This window comes from Stenotrophomonas sp. AB1(2024) (assembly GCF_037482345.1).
GTDB lineage: Bacteria > Pseudomonadota > Gammaproteobacteria > Xanthomonadales > Xanthomonadaceae > Stenotrophomonas.
In genome coordinates this window covers 2,086,263-2,104,191 of sequence record NZ_JBBHKO020000001.1, presented here as the reverse complement: position 1 = coordinate 2,104,191, position 17,929 = coordinate 2,086,263, and the positions used below count along the sequence as shown (strand labels likewise).

Below are 17,929 nucleotides of genomic sequence, written 5' to 3'. Positions count from 1 at the left end.
GATGTAAGCGATCGAGTGCATTTCGATTGAGCATATTAATGAAACTCCCCACTTTCATTGGTATGTAAGCGTTCGTATACACAGACCCGCATCGCTTGCCGCTGTCGTATGCCCAGATCCTGGAACGCGCACGCGTTGCCACCGGCCACCCGCGCACGGCGGAACCAGCAAGCATGCATGAAACACCCCAGTCGGACACCGGCAAGCATCGGAAACCGAAATGAGCCTGCACGTGCTGATGCAGGGTGTACCCATGGGCACGTTGCGTCAGGATGCATACGGCAACCCGCACTTCACGTACGCCCCGGAATGGCGCGGCGCGGCCGGTGCCTTCCGGCTGTCGCGTGGGGACTGCTGCCTGACAACGACAACACGCTTCAAGGCTGGGCGTCGCGCTTCCACGTGATGCACACGCCACGAACTACTCGCTGCTTCTGGACAGCGAGCAGGTCCGCCTGGCGCCGCTTTACGACATCTCCAGCGCACTACCCTACCCGCAGTTGCAAGCGAAACCTGATGTCGCACCCTGCATGTCACCGTCGCCAGACACGCAGCCGGTTGTTGGCCGGCATCGCCACGTCTTCAACCCGCCACAGGCCCTGCGCTGCGGCGAGCGCATCCACCGCCTCGGCATCCCGGATGCCTGACTCCGGATCCCGCGCCTTCAACCACGCATCGAACTGCCGGTTGCTGTCGCTGCTGTAGTTGCCGTTGTAATTAAATGGCCCATACACGCACAGCAGCGCACCGTCGGCCATCACCGCGCGAAGTCCGGCGAACAAGGCCTGCACGTGCGGCCAGCTCATGATGTGCAGGGTGTTGGCGCTGAACACGGTATCGAATCCCAGCGGCGCGTCCGGCAGCGGGGCCAGGCCCGGCAGCGGCTCAAGCACCGCCTGCAGCGGCCACGGCGACGGCGCGTTGGGCAGGCCGGCCTCGGCCAGCCGCTCGGCGATGCCCGGCAGATAGTCGGGGTGGTCGCTCGCCTGCCACACCAGGTGCGGCAACTGCGCGGCGAAGTACTCCGCGTGCTGGCCGGTGCCGCTGCCGATCTCCAGCACGCGGCGGCGATCCTGCAGATGGCGGCGCAGCACGGCCAGGATCGGGTCGCGGTTGCGCTCGCAGGCCTCGGACCAGCGTTGTTGGCTCATGACGATTGGAAATGTCGGATCAGCGCACATCCAACCATGACCGCAGTCACTTGTGCCAGCACCGGGTCACAAACGACAGTCGAAGGCTGATCGTTCCTGGGAATCGCCAGCTGTGCAACGCCGTGAGTTTCTGACCCTGTCCGGTATGGGCCTGACCGGCCTGATGCTGCCGCACTCCCGCCTGATTGCCGCCGAGCAGCTGCTCGAGCCCGGCAACGTGGTCCGCAACAAGGCGCTCGCCGAAGCCGCGCTGGCTGCGGCCAAACGGGCCGGGGCCAGCTACTGCGACGTGCGCATCGGCCGCTACCTCAACCAGTCGGTGATCACCCGCGAGGCGCGGGTGCAGAACATCACCAACCGCGAATCGTCGGGTATCGGCATCCGGGTCATCGTCAACGGTGCCTGGGGTTTTGCCGCTACCCACCAGCAGACCCCGGCCGCGATCCTCGCTGCCGTGGAACAGGCCGCAGCCATCGCCCGCGCCAACGCCAGCATCCAGACCCGGCCGGTGCAGCTTGCCCCGGTAACCGGGGTCGGCGATGTGAGCTGGAAGACGCCGATCCGCAGGAACGCGATGGCGGTGCCGATCCAGGACAAGGTCGACCTGCTGCTCAGCCTGAATGCGGCCGCGATCAATGCCGGTGCGGACTTCATCAACTCCACCCTGTTCCTGGTCAATGAGCAGAAGTACTTCGCCTCCAGCGATGGCTCGTTCATCGACCAGGACGTGCACCGGATCTGGCTGCCGTTCACCGCCACCGCCATCGACAAGGGCACCGGCAAGTTCCGCACCCGCGCCGGGCTGTCCTCGCCGATGGGCATGGGCTATGAATTCCTGGATGGCCAGGCCAGCGGCAAGATCCAGCTGCCGGGTGGCATCACCGCCTATCGTGACTCCTACGATCCGGTCGAAGATGCCATCGCCGCCGCGCGCCACGCCCGCGAAAAGCTCAAGGCGCCTTCGGTCAAGCCGGGCAAGTACGACCTGGTGCTGGATCCATCCAACCTGTTCCTGACCATCCACGAAAACGTCGGCCACCCGCTGGAGCTGGACCGCGTGCTCGGCTACGAGGCCAACTACGCCGGTACCAGCTTCGCCACGCTGGACAAGCGCGATGCCGGTTACCGCTGGGGCAGCGAGCGGGTCAACTTCTTCGCCGACAAGACCGCGCCAGGCAGCTTGGGCGCGGTGGGCTACGACGATGAAGGGGTCAAGACCAAGCGCTGGGACCTGGTCAAGGACGGCATCCTGGTCAACTACCAGGCCACCCGCGATGAAGTGCACCTGCTGGGCGAAACCGAATCGCACGGCTGCAGCTACGCCGATTCCTGGTCCAGCGTGCAGTTCCAGCGCATGGCCAACGTGTCGCTGGCACCGGGCAAGGCCCCGCTGAGCGTGGCCGACATGATCAAGGACGTGGAGAACGGCATCTACATCCACGGCCGTGGCTCGTATTCCATCGACCAGCAACGCTTCAACGCGCAGTTCGGCGGGCAACTGTACTTCCAGATCAAGAACGGGCAGATCGCCGGCATGGTCGAGGACGCGGCGTACCAGATCCGCACGCCGGAGTTCTGGAACGCGTGCAGCGCGATCTGCGACGAGCGCGATTTCCGCTTTGGCGGTTCGTTCTTCGATGGCAAGGGCCAGCCCGGGCAGGTGTCGGCGGTCTCACACGGTTCGGCGACCACGCGCTTCGACGGCATCAACATCATCAACACCGCGCGCAGCCTGGGCTGAGCCGCCCTGCCACCATGCCTAACGTCACTACCGCTGGACCGCTGCGCCCGCAAGAATCGATGCACCGCTGTTGCCATACCCCCGCCTTGTTTCCGCCACCCCCACACCGACGTGGAGAGCTGCCTTGCAAAGACGTGACTTCCTTGCCCTGACCGGGCTTACTGCTGGCGGCCTGATCGTGCCGTCGTTCTTCGGCAAGGTGATCGCCGCCGAACAGCTGCACAGCACCCTGGACCCGGCGCTGAAGAAGCGCCTGGCCGACGCCGCACTGGCCGCTGCCCGCCAGGCCGGCGCCACCTACTCCGATGTGCGTATCGGCCGTTACCTGCGCCAGTTCGTGATCACCCGCGAAGACAAGGTGCAGAACGTGGTGAACACCGAATCCACCGGTGTGGGCATCCGCGTGATCGTCAATGGCGCCTGGGGCTTTGCCGCCACCAACCAGCTCAATCCGACTGACGTGGCGCGCGCCGCGCAGCAGGCGGTGGCCATCGCCAAGGCCAACGCCGGCGTACAGACCGCCAGGGTGCAGCTGGCCGCCACGCCCGGCGTGGGCGAGGTGAGCTGGAAGACGCCGATCCGCAAGAACGCGATGGAAGTGCCGATCAAGGAAAAGGTCGAGCTGCTGCTGGACGTCAATGCCGCCGCGATGGGCGCCGGCGCCAGCTTCGTCAACTCGATGCTGTTCCTGGTCAACGAACAGAAGTACTTCGCCTCCACCGATGGCTCTTACATCGACCAGGACGTGCACCGCATCTGGGCCCCGATGACGATCACCGCCATCGACAAGGCCAGCGGCAAGTTCCGCACCCGCGAGGGCCTGTCCGCGCCGATGGGCATGGGCTACGAATACCTCGATGGTGCCGCGGCGGGCAAGGTGCTCACGCCCAACGGCGTGGTCAACTACGGCTCCTCCTACGACATGAAGGAAGACGCCATCGCGGCGGCCAAGCAGGCACAGGAAAAGCTGAAGGCGCCGTCGGTCAAGCCGGGCAAGTACGACCTGGTGCTGGACCCCTCGCACACCTGGCTGACCATCCACGAATCGGTCGGCCACCCGCTGGAACTGGACCGCGTGCTGGGCTACGAGGCCAACTACGCAGGCACCAGCTTCGCCACCCTGGACAAGCGCGAGCAGCACTTCCAGTACGGCAGCGACCTGGTCAACATCTTCGCCGACAAGACCCAGCCGGGCAGCCTCGGCGCGGTGGCCTACGACGATGAAGGCGTCAAGACCAAGCGCTGGGACCTGATCAGCGACGGCAAGCTGGTCGATTACCAGACCATCCGCGACCAGGCCCACATCCTGGGCAAGACCGAATCGGACGGCTGCTGCTATGCCGATTCCTGGTCCAGCGTGCAGTTCCAGCGCATGGCCAACGTGTCGATGGCGCCGGGCAAGACCCCGCTGAGCGTGGCCGACATGATCAAGGACGTCGAGAACGGCATCTACATCATCGGCGACGGCTCGTTCTCCATCGACCAGCAGCGCTACAACGCGCAGTTCGGTGGCCAGCTGTTCTATGAAATCAAGAACGGCCAGATCACCCGCATGCTCGAAGATGTGGCCTACCAGATCCGCACGCCGGAATTCTGGAACGCCTGCAGCGCCGTGGCCGACGAGCGCGATTACCGCCTGGGCGGTTCGTTCTTCGACGGCAAGGGCCAGCCGGGCCAGGTTTCGGCGGTCTCGCACGGTTCGTCCACCGCGCGCTTCAACGGCATCAACGTCATCAACACCGCGCGCAGCCTCGGCTGACCGGTCAGGAGCCCTAATTCCATGAGTATCTTCACCGAAGCCCAGGCCAAGGCCATCCTCGACAAGGTCATCGCGCTGTCCAAGGCCGATGAAACCACCGCGGTGCTGGCCGGCTCGATCGATGGCAACATCCGTTTCGCCCTCAACAACGTCTCCACCAGCGGCATCGTCGACAACACCGAACTGGCCGTCACGGTCGCCTTCGGCAAGCGCGTCGGCACCGCCTCGATCAACGAATTCGACGACGCCGCGCTGGAACGCGTGGTCCGCCGCGCCGAAGACCTGGCCCGCCTGGCCCCGGAAAACCCGGAGTTCCTGCCGGCCATCGGCAAGCAGACCTACACCGCCAGCCCGACCTTCAGCGAATCCACCGCCGCCATCGACCCGGCGTTCCGCGCCAAGGTCGCCGCCGATTCGATCGCGCCCTGCCGTGGCAACGGCCTGATCGCTGCCGGCTTCCTGGAAGATGGCCAGGGCTTCCAGGCCACCGCCAACAGCAACGGCAACTTCGGCTACCAGCGCACCACCAACTTCGACTACACCTGCACCGTGCGTACCGAAGACGGACGCGGTTCGGGCTGGGTGGGCCGCAACCTGAAGGATGCAGCCGACTTCAAGACCGACCAGGACGTGCGCATCGCCATGCGCAAGGCCACCGAATCATCCGAAGCCAAGGCGCTGGAGCCGGGCAAGTACACGGTGATCCTGGAACCGGCTGCAGCGGCAGGCCTGATCAGCTTCATGATGAACTTCTTCGATGCGCGCGCCGCCGACGAAGGCCGCAGCTTCCTTTCCAAAAAGGGCGGCGGCAACAAGCTGGGCGAGCAGGTCTACGACCCGCGCGTGAACATGTATGCCGACCCTGGGCACGCCGAGGCGCCGGTGTTGCCGTGGGACCAGCAGGGCCTGCCGCGCAACAAGCTGGCCATCATCGAGAACGGCAAGGTCGCCAACCTGGATTACTCGCGCTTCTGGGCGCAGAAGCAGGGCAAGACCGCCAATGCCAGCCCGGGCAACCTGCTGATGAGCGGCGGCGACAAGAGCACCGCTGACCTGGTCCGCGGCACCCAGAAGGGCATCCTGGTCACCCGTACCTGGTACATCCGCATGGTCGACCCGCAGACCGTGCTGCTCACCGGCCTGACCCGCGACGGCACCTTCTACATCGAGAACGGCCAGATCAAGTACCCGGTGAAGAACTTCCGCTTCAACGAATCGCCGGTGATCATGCTCAACAACATCGAAGAGCTGGGCAAGCCGGTGCGCGTGGCCGGTGATGAGTCCAGCTTCGTGATGATGATCCCGCCGATGAAGCTGCGCGATTTCACCTTCACCTCGCTGTCCGACGCGGTCTGATGGAACGCGGTATCGGCAGACGCCCCGGGAAGCGCGTGCGGCGATGAACCGCGCGCAGTTCCTGCGGCTGATGCTCGGCGGGGCCGCCTTCGCGGCCCTGCCCTCGCTCGCCCGCGCCCAGGCCGGGCGTTACGATTTCTGGTTCACCCGCCTCAAATACGACTCCGGCGACTGGGACGTGGATGCGCGCATGCCGTCCAACGTGATCACCTCGCTGATCGATTACACCTCGTTGCGGGTGGACCCGACCGAACATGTGGTCGCGTTGTCGGACCCGCGCATGCTGGAAGCCCCGTTCTGCTACCTGGCCGGGCACACGCTGGTGGAGTTCAATGCCGCCGAGCGGCAGAACTTCGTGCGCTATGTACGCAACGGCGGCTTCGTGTTCGTGGATGACTGCAATCACGATATCGACGGGCTGTTCGCCAAGTCGTTCGAGGCGCAGATGGGCAAGCTGTTCGGGCCTGCCGCGCTGAAGAAGCTGCCCAACAACCATGCGCTGTATCGCAGCTTCTTCCGGTTTCCGGAGGGGCCGCCGGCCACGGGCTTCGAGCTCAATGGCTGGGGCGATGATCTTGTCCACGATTACCTGAAGGGGATCGAGGTCGATGGTCGGCTGGGCGTGCTTTACAGCAACAAGGATTACGGCTGCGAGTGGGATTACGACTGGCGCAACAAGCGGTTCCTGGCCGAGGACAACACGCGGTTTGCGGTGAACATCGTGATGTATGCGTTGAATAATTAGGTTCCGCTTATTTCTTCAGCCACGCAGGGCGTGGCTCTACATTCATTGCTGCGAGCGTGCCATGCAAACCGATAGCCCCATTGACGCCCTTCTTTCCAAGTTGCAGCCCCTGCGCGATGCGCTGGGCAAGGCCGTGGTGGGCCAGCATGATGTGGTGGAGCAGTTGCTGATCGGGCTGCTCGCCGGTGGCCATGTGCTGCTGGAAGGCGCGCCGGGGCTGGGCAAGACCCTGCTGGTGCGCTCGCTGGGGCAGGCGCTGGAGCTGCAGTTCCGGCGCGTGCAGTTCACCCCCGACCTGATGCCCAGCGACATCCTGGGCACCGAGCTGCTGGAGGAAGACCACGGCACCGGCCACCGCCATTTCCGCTTCCAGCAGGGCCCCATCTTCACCCACCTGCTGCTGGCCGACGAGCTCAACCGCACCCCGCCCAAGACCCAGGCGGCGCTGCTGGAAGCCATGCAGGAACGCACCGTCAGCTACGCGGGCACCACCTACGCGCTGCCGGCGCCGTTCTTCGTGCTGGCCACGCAGAACCCGATCGAACAGGCCGGCACCTACCCGCTGCCGGAAGCCCAGCTGGACCGTTTCCTGTTGCACGTGCGGGTGGATTACCCCACCGAGCAGGAAGAACGCGACATCCTGGTGCAGACCACCGGCAGCAGCAGTGGTGCCGTACCGAAGGTGATGCACGCCGACGATGTGCTGGCCCTGCAGGCTGCCGTGCGGCAAGTGCATGTCAGCGATGACGTGCTGAGCTGGATCACCCGCCTGGTCCGCGCCAGCCGGCCGGGCGCGGGCGCGCCCGATGCGGTCAACCATTGGATCAAGTGGGGCGCCGGTCCGCGCGCCGGGCAGTCGCTTGTACTGGCCGCCAAGGCGCGCGCGTTGCTGCAGGGCCGCTTTGCGGCGACCCGCGACGACGTGCAGGCGCTGATCGCGCCGGTGATGCGCCACCGCCTGCTGCTCTCGTTCGCCGCCGAAGCCGAGCAGAAGAGCGCCGACGATGTGATCGCCGCGTTGCTGCAGGCCGTGCCCTTCCCCGCCTGAGCCTGCCGTGAGCCCGCACGCCCCGATCGCCATTCCCGCCGATGTCCGCAGCCGTCTGAAGGCGCTGCGGCTGTTGCCGCGGCGTGCAGCCGGCGCACAGGGCATCGGCCAGCATGCCAGCCGCAGCCGCGGCGCCGGGCTGGAGTTCGCGCAGTACCGTGCGTACGAGCCGGGCGACGAGCTGCGCCAGATCGACTGGAAGCTGTACGCGCGTTCGGACCGTTTCTTCGTACGCGAATCCGAGCGCGAAAGCCCGGTCACGATCTGGATCCTGGTGGATGCTACTGCGTCCGCACGCCAGAACGACCATGCACGGCCGGCTGTCTCGCGGCTGGACCATATCTGCGCCACCGCTGCGTGCATCGTGGAGCTGGCGCTGCAGCAGGGCGACCGCTTCGGCCTGGTTGCCATCAATGGCGAAGGGGTGCAACTGGTTCCTGCCGGCAGCGGCGCGCGCCAGCGCGACCGCGTGCACCTGCTGCTGCACCGGTTGCGCGCCAGCGGTGGGTGGCCGGCTGCCGAAGTGCTGCGCCCGGTGTGGGAGCGGGTGCAGGCCAACGACATGCTGGTGGCGCTCGGCGATGGCTTCGACGAGGCCGGTACGGTGCTGCTGGAGCGGCTGGCCGCCGCCCGCCGCGACGTGGTGCAACTGCAGGTCCTGACTGCCGACGAGCGCGATTTTCCGTTCCAGGAGGGGCACCGCTTCCGCGACCCGGAAACCGGTGAGGAGCTGCTGGGCGATGGCCGCGCGATCCGCGACGACTACCTGACTCGATTTGCCGATGCGCAGCACGTACTGCAGGCACGGCTGCAGCGCGGCGGCGTTGCCCACGTGGTGACCCATACCGACCAGCCGCTGGACGCACCGCTGCGTACGCTGGCCGGGAGTACGCGGTGAACCTGTCGCTGCTGTTCCCGCTGGGGCTGCTGGCGCTGGCATCGCTGCTGGTTCCGTTGCTGATCCATCTGGCGCGTCGCCACCAGTACGCGCCACTGGAGTTTGCCGCACTGCGCTGGCTGCGCGCCAAGGCACGGCCACGCCAGCGGATCCGGTTCGACGAATGGCCGTTGCTGCTGGTACGAATGCTGCTGCTTGCCGCGCTGGCCGTACTGCTGGCCCGGCCGCTGCTGCATGGCGCGCCAATACGGATGCCGCCGTGGGTGGTGGTCGCACCGGGGATGAGCCCACCTTCGCTGCCGTCGGGCAGCGAAGGCCGCTGGTTGGCGCCGGGGTTCCCGCCCCTGCAGGACACCGCGCCCAGCGCGCCACAGCCACTTGCAAGCCTGCTGCGTGAACTGGACCAGACCCTGCCCAAGGGGACGGCATTGACCGTGTACGTTCCCGATCCGATGCCCGGACTGGATGGCGAGCGGCCACGACTGTCGCGTACGGTGCAATGGCGGCCGGTTGCCACGCCGGTTGCCGCGCCGGTGCCGAACATTGCGCCGCAGCTGCGCGTGGCCGGCACTGACCCGGAACCGTCGGCACTGCGCGTGCTCGATGCGGTACAGCGCGCATGGGGCGGGCAGCCGCTGTCTGCACCGCTCGACGCTGGTGTCGTGCCCAACGACGGACAGATCGGCGTATGGCTGGCGGATGCGCCCCTGCCGGCCACCTGGCAGGCCTGGGTGCAGGCCGGCGGCAGTGTGCTGATCGTCTCGGCCAAAGCGGCCCATGGCAGTGGCACGACCGTGCTGGCCGATGCCAGCGGCAAGGCCGCCGTCGTGCGCCACGCGCTCGGGCACGGCCAGGTGCTGCGCTTCACTGCGGCGCTCGCACCCGATGCGCTGCCGATCCTGCGCGAACCGTCATTCCCGCGCCGCCTGCTGGAGCAGGTGCACCCCTTGCCGCCACCGCAGCTGGCACCCGCCGCATTGCATGCACCGTTGGCCGGCGCCATCGCACCACTGGCGCAGCCGCGCGAGCTGGCCAGCTGGCTGCTGGTGCTGATCGTGCTGCTGTTCGCGCTGGAACGCTGGATGGCCACCGCACCGCGACGCGGGGAGCGCGCATGAACCGCGTTCACGAGGCCTGGCAGCGCGCGCGTCGCCGGCAGTGGTGGCTCACGGTTGCGCTGTCGTTACCGCTGGCGCTGGCCATCACTGCCATCGCCGCGCGTCTGGCGGGCATCAACATCGCCTCCGTCGTACTGTTCGCTACCTTGCTGGTGGTCGCAGGCGCCGCCACCTGGCGTGCGCGGCGGCTGGACCGGCACTGGCTGGTGCGCCAGCTGGACACGCATGCCATCGCGCAGGACAGCGCCGACCTGCTGTTCGCCGATATCGCCACGCTCAATCCCCTGCAGCAGCGCCAGCAGGCGCGCATCACCGCCGCGCTGCAGGCCTCGCCGCCGGAGCTGCGCGCCGCGTGGCCAACGCGCTGGCTGGCGTTGTCGTGGTTCAGCGGGGCGCTGGTGGCCGTGCTGGCCGTGGGCTGGCCCGCGCCGGGTACGTCGTTGCCAGACCTTCCCGGGCGCACCACGCCCACCGCCAGCGCGGCGCAGCCGCCCAGCCTGCAGTCATCGAGGTTGCAGATCCGGGCACCGGCGTACACCGGGCAACCCCTGCGCACCCAGACCGCGCTGGACGCCAAGGTGGTCCAGGGCAGTGCACTGGACTGGTCGCTGCGCTTCAGCGCGCAGCCCTCGACGGCTGCACTTCAATTGCACGATGGCACCCGCATCGCCCTGCGCCGCGATGGCGAACAGTGGGTGGCGCAGTGGAAGGCCGCCAAGCCCACGCTGTACCGGATCGTCACCGAGCCGGCACTGACGGCGCCCAGGCTGTATCGACTGGATGTGGTTCCCGACCGGCCGCCCACCGTGCGCGTGATCGCACCGGACCGCACTCTCGTACTGGCCACGCCCGGCCAGCGGCAATGGACCCTGCAGTTCGAGGCCAGCGATGACTTCGGCGTGGCCGCCCAGGCAGAGCTGCACCTGACCCTGGCCCAGGGCAGCGGCGAAAACATCACCTTCCGCGAGCAGCGCATCGCGCTGACCGGTACGGGCCCGGCCACGCAACGCCGCTTCGCGCGCACGCTGGACCTGGCCGCACTCGGCGCTGGCCCGGGCAACGATGTGATCGCGCAGCTGCAGGTGCGCGACAACCGCACGCCGACGGCGCAGACCGCGCAGAGCACCAGTCTGATCCTGCGCCTGCCCAGCGAAGAACAGATACTGGGAACGGATATGGAAGGCATGGTCAAGAAAACCCTGCCGGCGTACTTCCGCAGCCAGCGCCAGATCATCATCGACGCCGAAGCGCTGATCAAACTGCGCCGCCAGCTGCCGGCGGACGAGTTCGTGAAGCGTTCCGATGCGATCGGCGTGGATCAACGCATCCTGCGCCTGCGTTATGGGCAGTTCCTGGGTGAGGAAAGCGAAGGTGGCGCCAAGCCGCCGCCGACCAGCGACAGCCTGCCCACCAGCGACACGCCCGCTGCCGATCACGATGATGATCGCGAGCACGAAGCCACCAGCGCGCAGAGTGGCCACGACGATCACGACCACGGTGCGGCCAAGGCCGACAGCGTCCCGGTGTTCGGTGCCGCCACCGACGTGCTCTCCGAGTACGGCCACACCCACGACCACGCCGAAGCGGCCACCCTGCTGGATCCACAGACCCGCGCGATCCTGAAAGCCGCACTGGACCAGATGTGGTCGTCGGAAGGGGAGCTGCGCCAGGGCCGCCCCGAACGCGCCCTGCCCTTCGCCTACAAGGCGTTGGCCTTCATCAAGCAGGTGCAGCAGGCCGAGCGCATCTACCTGGCCCGCGTCGGACCCGAGCTGCCGCCCATCGACGAAAGCCGGCGCATGACCGGCGATCGCACCGATCTTGGCAACCGCACCTCGACCCTCACCCCGGAGAAGGCACCGGATCCGGCCATCGTGGCGGTCTGGCAGCAGCTGGCAGACAGCGGCACCACGCCGGACCTGGACGCGCTGAGCCAATGGTTGGGCCGCCATCAATCGCAGCTGTCCGATCCGCTCAGCCTGGCGGCGGCGGTGGAGGAGCTGCGCCTGGCCCCGGATTGCGCAAGCTGCCGCACTACCCTGCGCGCGCAGTTGTGGCGTGCGTTGCTGCGGCCGTTGCCGCAGGTTGAACGGCGCAGCGCGCCTGACCCGATGGCACAGCGCTACCTGGATGCAATGGAGGACACGCGATGAGCATGGCCGCGTGGATCGCCATCGCACTGGTCTTGATTACGGTAGTGGGCAGCGTGCGGATCCTGCGCGTAGAGCCACGCCCTGCGTGGTTGCCTTTGCCCAGACGCACGGCATTGCTCGTCTTGCAGGCACTGTCCGCCCTCCTGCTCTACTTCACTCTGGTGCCGCCACAGCACAGTGTGGAAGCCGGCCAGCTGACCGTACTGACCGGCAACCCCGCATTGGCAGGCGCTGCGCCCGCCGGCGCAACCGTGATCTCCCTGCCCGAAGCACCGGCCAGTGCAGAGGCCGTACGCGCCCCCGACCTGGCCACCGCGCTGCGCCAGCATCCGGGCAGCACCGCGCTGCTGCTGGTCGGCGACGGACTGTCTGCGCGTGATCGCGAAACCGCGTTGCCAGCGCGGGTGACGCTGCAGTCTCCCGCCGCGCCACGCGGCTGGCTGGAGCTGCAACCCCCGGCCGTCACCGCACCTGGTGCATTGTTCGAGGTTGCCGCCCGCGCCGGCGGTGTCGATGCGGCGCGCGCCGAACTGCTCGACCCGGCCGGCGTGGTGGTCGACCGCGCGGCACTCGACGCGCAGGGCGGCGTGCGCCTGCACAGCACTGCCCGTGCCGCCGGGCGCAGCGAATTCACCCTGCGCCTGCTCGACGCGCAGCAGCATGTGGTGGACAGCGTGCCGGTGCCCCAGCAGACCGTGGATGCACCTGCACCGCGCGTGCTGATCCTCGCCGGTGCGCCGGGTCCGGAACTGAAGTACCTGCGCCGTTGGGCGACCGACACCGGACTGGCAGTACAGGCGCAGGCCAGTGCGGGTGGCGGGGTGATGCTGGGCGATGCCCCGGTCGCGCTGAACGCCGCGCGGCTGGCCGCCACCGACGTGCTGGTGCTTGACGAACGCAGCCTGGCCGCACTCGGCGCTGCCCAGCGCACGCTGGTGCGGCAAGCGCTGCGCGATGGGCTGGGTGTGGTCGCGCGCAGCAGCGGTGCGCTGGGCGACGGCATGCGCCAGGCGCTGCGGGAATGGGGCCTGCCGGTCACCGGCGGCACCCGCGCCACACCGTTGGCGCTGCCCGCCGATCCGGACGCCGCGCTGCTGCAGGCGCGTCGCGGTCCGGTCCGCCCGGCGGCCAATTCCACCTCCTACATCGAGGAGGCGGATACCGCATCGCACAGTGCCGCCCCACCCGCACTGGAGCGCTTCGACGTAAACGCGGCAGGCGCCGAAGCCCTGCTGCAGGACGCCCAGGGCAATGCCGTGGGCGGCTGGCGCAGCGTGGGGCGCGGCCGCGTCGCCGTGCTGCCGGTGACCGACAGCTACCGGCTGATACTGGCCGGTCGCGATGATCGTTACGCCGAACTGTGGTCCGGCGTGCTGGCCACGGTCGCGCGCGCGCTGCCCGGCGCGCCCACGGTGCGCCTGGCTACCACCACCCCGTGGGCGGGCGAGCGCCTGACCCTGTGTGAAGTTCCCAGCGGCGCCCAGGTCCGCAGCCCGGAGGGCTACATGGTCGCCGTGCAGGTCGACCCGGCCACCGGCAGCCAGCACTGCGCCGGTTACTGGCCACAGCAGCCCGGCTGGCACCAGCTGCAGTACGGTGGCACCGTACAGGCGTTCTACGTGTTCGACCCGGCCACCGCGCAACCGCTGTACCGCCAGCAGCTGCGCACGGCCACCGCCCACCGCCTGGCCGAAGCCAACGCCGTCGCAGCCGGATCACCCGGCAAGGTCCCCGGCCACCGCTGGCCCTGGCTGCTGGCCTTCATCGCCGTTGCTGGCCTGCTGTGGTGGCTCGAAAGGCGGCGTCCTGCTGCACCGGCGGCGTAGCGAGGGAGCAGCTGCTCAGTGCCCCACCAGCGCCGGGCAGCCCAGCTACGGCTCGCAGAAAGGTACGCACTGAATCATTCACGCGTGCAGCCGGCGATGTCTCAACCGCTGAGACGCGTTTGTGCTTCCATGGCGTCCTTTGCAGACCGTTGTTTCCCATGGCCTACGAACTTGCCAAACGCACCGAGGACGCCGAGCGCCGCCTTGCGACCACCGACGGGCTGCCCTCGCGCAACGGTGCACTGCTTACCGCGCGGCTGCAGCAGCGCTATGCCGACCGCATCACCGGCAGTTTCACGATCCCCGGGCGCGAAGGCCGCTATGCGCCGATCCCGGCCGATGTGCCGGCCGCGCTGACCGCCGCGCTGAAGGCACGCGGCATCGAACAGCTGTACAGCCACCAGGCCGAAGCGTGGGACGCCACCCAGCGGGGCGAGCACGTGGCCATCGTCACCCCCACCGCCAGCGGCAAGTCGCTGTGCTACACCCTGCCGGTGGTCAGTGCCGCCATGCAGGGCAAGGCCAAGGCGCTGTACCTGTTCCCGACCAAGGCGCTGGCCCAGGACCAGGTGGCCGAGCTGCTGGAGCTCAACCGCGCCGGCGACCTGGGGGTCAAGGCATTCACCTTCGACGGCGACACGCCCGGCGATGCACGCCAGGCGATCCGCCTGCACGGCGACATCGTGGTGTCCAACCCGGACATGCTGCACCAGGCCATCCTGCCGCATCACACCAAGTGGGCACAGTTCTTCGAGAACCTGCGCTATGTGGTGATCGATGAGGTGCACACCTACCGCGGCGTGTTCGGCAGCCATGTCACCAACGTGCTGCGCCGGCTCAAGCGGATCTGCGCCTTCTACGGCGTGTCGCCACAGTTCATCCTGTGCTCGGCCACCATCGGCAACCCGCAGGCGCATGCCGAAGCGCTGATCGAAGCGCCGGTCACCGCCATCACCGAATCGGGCGCGCCGACCGGGCCCAAGCACGTGCTGCTGTGGAACCCACCGGTGGTCAATGCCGACCTGGGCCTGCGCGCCTCGGCACGCTCGCAGAGCAACCGCATCGCCCGCATCGCGATCAAATCCGGCCTGAAAACACTGATCTTCGCGCAAAGCCGGCTGATGGTCGAAGTGCTGACCAAGTACCTCAAGGACATCTTCGACCACGACCCGCGCAAGCCCGCACGCATCCGTGCGTATCGCGGCGGCTACCTGCCCACCGAACGCCGCGAGACCGAACGCGCCATGCGCGCGGGCAACATCGACGGCATCGTCAGCACGTCGGCGCTGGAGCTGGGCGTGGATATCGGCAGCCTGGACGTGGTGGTGCTCAACGGCTACCCCGGCAGCGTGGCGGCCACCTGGCAGCGCTTCGGCCGCGCCGGCCGGCGCCAGCAACCGGCGCTGGGCGTGCTGGTGGCCAGTTCGCAGCCGCTGGACCAGTACGTGGTGCGGCACCCGGACTTCTTCGCCGAGGCCTCGCCCGAACACGCGCGCATCGCCCCGGACCAGCCGCTGATCCTGTTCGACCACATCCGCTGCGCGGCCTTCGAACTGCCATTCCTGGCCGGCGACCCGTTCGGGCCGATCGACCCGCTGGTGTTCCTGGAAGCGCTGGCCGAAACCGAGGTGGTGCACCGCGAAGGCGACCGCTGGGAGTGGATCGCCGACAGCTACCCGGCCAATGCAGTGAGCCTGCGTTCGGTGGCCGATGGCAACTTCGTGGTGGTCGACCGCAGCGACGGCAGGCAGCAGATCATCGCCGAGGTGGATTACTCTGCCGCCGCATTGACGCTGTACGAAGGTGCCATCCACATGGTGCAGTCCACGCCCTACCAGGTGGAGCGACTGGACTGGGAAGGCCGCAAGGCGTACGTCACGCGCACCCATGTGGACTACTACACCGACAGCATCGACTTCACCAAGCTCAAGGTGCTGGACCGCTTCGACGGCTGCATGGCCGGCCAGGGCGATGCGCACCATGGCGAAGTACACGTGGTGCGGCGCGTGGCCGGCTACAAGAAGATCCGCTATTACACCCACGAAAACATCGGCTATGGGCCGGTCAACCTGCCCGACCAGGAACTGCACACCACCGCGGTGTGGTGGCAGCTGCCACAGGGCCTGCTGCTGACCGCGTTCGACAGCAAACAAGAGGCGCTGGATGGCTTCCTCGGCGCCGCCTACGCCCTGCACATCGTGGCCACCGTGGCGGTGATGGCCGACGCGCGCGATCTGCAGAAGGCAGTGGGCAATGGCGACGGTGCGTGGTTCGCGGTAGCTGACCAGAGCGGGCGTGGCCAGCTGCGCGGCGCCGAGTTCGACGCCAGCGCGATCGAATTGCAGCAGCAGTTCGTGCCCACCGTGTACCTGTACGACAACTTCCCCGGCGGCGTGGGCCTGAGCGAGCCGCTGTGGCTGCGCCAGGCCGAGCTGCTGCAGCGCGCGCAGGAACTGGTGCAGCGCTGCGACTGCAAGGCCGGTTGCCCGGCCTGCGTGGGCCCGGTGCTGGCTGGCCAGGAAGACGATGCCACCACGCCCAAGGCGCTGGCGCTGAAGGTACTGGCACTGTTCGACGAGCACGCGCTGCCCGTTGCCACCGCACGCGCGCGGCACGATGCCGAGGTGGTGCCGTTTTGAGCCTGAGCCTGGACAAGCTGCGCCTGCTGCGGCGCCAGGCCGGTGATGCCACACCGCGCCCGGCGTCTGCGGAGACGGCTGCCGCGCCTGCCCCCCCCGCACCCGTGGCGGCCAACGATGCGCAGGCGCACCGGCCCGCACCCGACTCGGTGTTCGCCTGGGTGGAACAGGAAATCCGCCACAAGCCGACCGGCGCTAGCGCCCCTGCGGCGGCACCGGCGCCGTTGCGCAAGCCCGATGTGGGTGGCCTGCACCGGCTGCTCGGCCTGCGCGATCGCGGCACGGCGGCGGCACGGCCGCGCGCGAATGCGCAGGATCGCCATGTGCCCGGCGAGGAAATCGCACCCGGGCTGTTCCTGATCGAATCGTTCCTGGCCCAGCCCGTCCCGACCCAGCCGCTGTCGCTGGCCTTCGCCAGACGCCAGGGCGAACAGGTGCGGCCGCAGGACCTGATGTTCTTCGATACCGAAACCACCGGGCTGGCCGGCGGCACCGGCACCCGTGCCTTCATGATCGGCGCAGCCGACTGGCATCGCGATGCCGCGCGCGGCGAAGGCCTGCGCATCCGCCAGCTGCTGATGACCACCATGGCCGCCGAAAGCGCGATGCTGGCCGAGTTCGCCCGTTGGCTGCAGCCTTCCACCGTGTTTTCCAGCTACAACGGCCGCTGCTACGACGCCCCGCTGCTCAAGACCCGCTACCGGCTGGCCCGCCAGCGCTGCCCGATCACCCCGCTGGACCATGTGGACCTGTTGTTCCCCACCCGCCGCCGTTACCGCGGCACCTGGGAAAACTGCCGGTTGGCCACCATCGAACGCCAGTTGCTGGAGATCGTGCGCGAAGACGACCTGCCCGGTTCCGAAGCGCCAGCGGCGTGGTTGAACTACCTGCGCGGCGGCAGCGCGGTGAACCTGCGCCGGGTGGCCGACCACAACCACCAGGACGTGGTGACCCTGTCGCTGCTGATGCTGCGGCTGGTGGCTGAAGAACGGCGCGAACGCGAGACGCTGGGCCTGGCAGGCGGGCCGGGTTCGGCCTGAGCGGGCGTTGACACCCCGTGCAGCCGGGGCAGTGCAAGCTGTCCACACTTACCCGCTCACGGAGACTGGCCATGCGTATGCCCCTGTTGTTGCTGCTTGGTTGTGCCCTGCCGCTGACCGCGTGCAGCACCCCGCCCAAGAGCAGCACCGAACCCACCGTGGTGGACCCGGTTCCACATGTTGCTGATGGAGGCACCATGGAGTGCAATCCGGACGTTCTCGAGCAGTTCAATGGAAAGGTAGCGGACGAAGCGCTGGTCAAGGAGGCAGTCGCCGCCAGCGGTGCCAAGAATGCCCGCGTGGTGAAGCCGGGCATGGCCGTCACCATGGATTTCCGCGAGGACCGGTTGACCATCAACGTCAATGGGAAAAACGAGATCGAGCGCATCGGCTGCAACTGATAACCCGCATCGATCTGTAGAGCCACGCCCTGCGTGGCTGCGCTTCGTTCGGCA

At 67.9% G+C, this 17,929-nt stretch carries 14 protein-coding genes; 13 read left to right on the top strand and 1 reads right to left on the bottom strand.

Features of this window, described 5'->3' with window-relative positions:
• The first annotated feature begins 220 nt into the window (after positions 1–220).
• Positions 221–406 (top strand): hypothetical protein, encoded by a 186-nt coding sequence (locus tag WIX41_RS09670; protein ID WP_339446996.1) that lies wholly within the window; start codon positions 221–223, stop codon positions 404–406.
• 127 nt (positions 407–533) lie between these two features.
• On the opposite strand, the gene WIX41_RS09665 is transcribed toward WIX41_RS09670, so the two are convergent.
• Positions 534–1,151, bottom strand: a complete 618-nt coding sequence (locus WIX41_RS09665; protein WP_339446994.1) for a DUF938 domain-containing protein — start codon at positions 1,149–1,151, stop codon at positions 534–536.
• A 112-nt stretch (positions 1,152–1,263) separates the two neighbouring features.
• Between WIX41_RS09665 and WIX41_RS09660 the strand changes: the two genes are divergently transcribed.
• From WIX41_RS09660 to WIX41_RS09605, 12 genes are all read left to right on the top strand, one after another.
• Entirely contained in the window at positions 1,264–2,892 is a 1,629-nt protein-coding gene (locus tag WIX41_RS09660) for a TldD/PmbA family protein (protein WP_409187356.1), read from the top strand.
• A 124-nt stretch (positions 2,893–3,016) separates the two neighbouring features.
• Positions 3,017–4,651, top strand: a complete 1,635-nt coding sequence (locus WIX41_RS09655; RefSeq protein WP_339446990.1) for a TldD/PmbA family protein — start codon at positions 3,017–3,019, stop codon at positions 4,649–4,651.
• Positions 4,652–4,672: 21 nt separating this feature from the next.
• Positions 4,673–6,007 (top strand): TldD/PmbA family protein, encoded by a 1,335-nt coding sequence (locus WIX41_RS09650; protein WP_339446988.1) that lies wholly within the window; start codon positions 4,673–4,675, stop codon positions 6,005–6,007.
• Between the two features lie 43 nt (positions 6,008–6,050).
• Positions 6,051–6,752: a DUF4159 domain-containing protein gene (locus WIX41_RS09645; protein ID WP_339446986.1), complete on the top strand. Its 702-nt coding sequence runs from the start codon at positions 6,051–6,053 to the stop codon at positions 6,750–6,752.
• Between the two features lie 61 nt (positions 6,753–6,813).
• Positions 6,814–7,800, top strand: a complete 987-nt coding sequence (locus WIX41_RS09640) for an AAA family ATPase (protein ID WP_339446984.1) — start codon at positions 6,814–6,816, stop codon at positions 7,798–7,800.
• A gap of 7 nt (positions 7,801–7,807) precedes the next feature.
• A complete protein-coding gene (locus WIX41_RS09635) occupies positions 7,808–8,698 on the top strand; it encodes a DUF58 domain-containing protein (protein WP_339446982.1) in 891 nt (296 codons plus the stop codon).
• Positions 8,695–9,816 (top strand): BatA domain-containing protein, encoded by a 1,122-nt coding sequence (locus tag WIX41_RS09630; RefSeq protein ID WP_339446980.1) that lies wholly within the window; start codon positions 8,695–8,697, stop codon positions 9,814–9,816. Before WIX41_RS09635 ends, WIX41_RS09630 begins: the two co-directional genes overlap by 4 nt.
• Positions 9,813–11,969 carry a hypothetical protein gene (locus WIX41_RS09625; RefSeq protein ID WP_339446978.1) on the top strand — a complete coding sequence of 719 codons (2,157 nt, stop codon included), beginning with the start codon at positions 9,813–9,815 and terminating at the stop codon, positions 11,967–11,969. Before WIX41_RS09630 ends, WIX41_RS09625 begins: the two co-directional genes overlap by 4 nt.
• The gene (locus WIX41_RS09620) at positions 11,966–13,795 is read left to right on the top strand and encodes a hypothetical protein (RefSeq protein WP_339446977.1); all 1,830 of its coding nucleotides are present in this window, start codon (positions 11,966–11,968) and stop codon (positions 13,793–13,795) included. Before WIX41_RS09625 ends, WIX41_RS09620 begins: the two co-directional genes overlap by 4 nt.
• Before the next feature lie 158 nt (positions 13,796–13,953).
• Entirely contained in the window at positions 13,954–16,434 is a 2,481-nt protein-coding gene (locus WIX41_RS09615) for a DEAD/DEAH box helicase (RefSeq protein ID WP_339446975.1), read from the top strand.
• A complete protein-coding gene (locus WIX41_RS09610) occupies positions 16,431–17,474 on the top strand; it encodes a ribonuclease H-like domain-containing protein (RefSeq protein WP_339446973.1) in 1,044 nt (347 codons plus the stop codon). Before WIX41_RS09615 ends, WIX41_RS09610 begins: the two co-directional genes overlap by 4 nt.
• 71 nt (positions 17,475–17,545) lie before the next feature.
• On the top strand, positions 17,546–17,875 hold the full coding sequence (locus WIX41_RS09605; RefSeq protein WP_339446971.1) for an I78 family peptidase inhibitor: 330 nt from the start codon (positions 17,546–17,548) through the stop codon (positions 17,873–17,875).
• Positions 17,876–17,929 lie beyond the last annotated feature (54 nt).

Coding starts and splice junctions, on each gene's coding strand:
- WIX41_RS09620 (WP_339446977.1), top strand. CDS start 11,966: ATGAGCATGGCCGCGTGGATCGCCATCGCACTGGTCTTGATTACGGTA.
- WIX41_RS09605 (WP_339446971.1), top strand. CDS start 17,546: ATGCGTATGCCCCTGTTGTTGCTGCTTGGTTGTGCCCTGCCGCTGACC.
- WIX41_RS09615 (WP_339446975.1), top strand. CDS start 13,954: ATGGCCTACGAACTTGCCAAACGCACCGAGGACGCCGAGCGCCGCCTT.
- WIX41_RS09670 (WP_339446996.1), top strand. CDS start 221: ATGAGCCTGCACGTGCTGATGCAGGGTGTACCCATGGGCACGTTGCGT.
- WIX41_RS09650 (WP_339446988.1), top strand. CDS start 4,673: ATGAGTATCTTCACCGAAGCCCAGGCCAAGGCCATCCTCGACAAGGTC.
- WIX41_RS09645 (WP_339446986.1), top strand. CDS start 6,051: ATGAACCGCGCGCAGTTCCTGCGGCTGATGCTCGGCGGGGCCGCCTTC.
- WIX41_RS09640 (WP_339446984.1), top strand. CDS start 6,814: ATGCAAACCGATAGCCCCATTGACGCCCTTCTTTCCAAGTTGCAGCCC.
- WIX41_RS09625 (WP_339446978.1), top strand. CDS start 9,813: ATGAACCGCGTTCACGAGGCCTGGCAGCGCGCGCGTCGCCGGCAGTGG.
- WIX41_RS09665 (WP_339446994.1), bottom strand. CDS start 1,151: ATGAGCCAACAACGCTGGTCCGAGGCCTGCGAGCGCAACCGCGACCCG.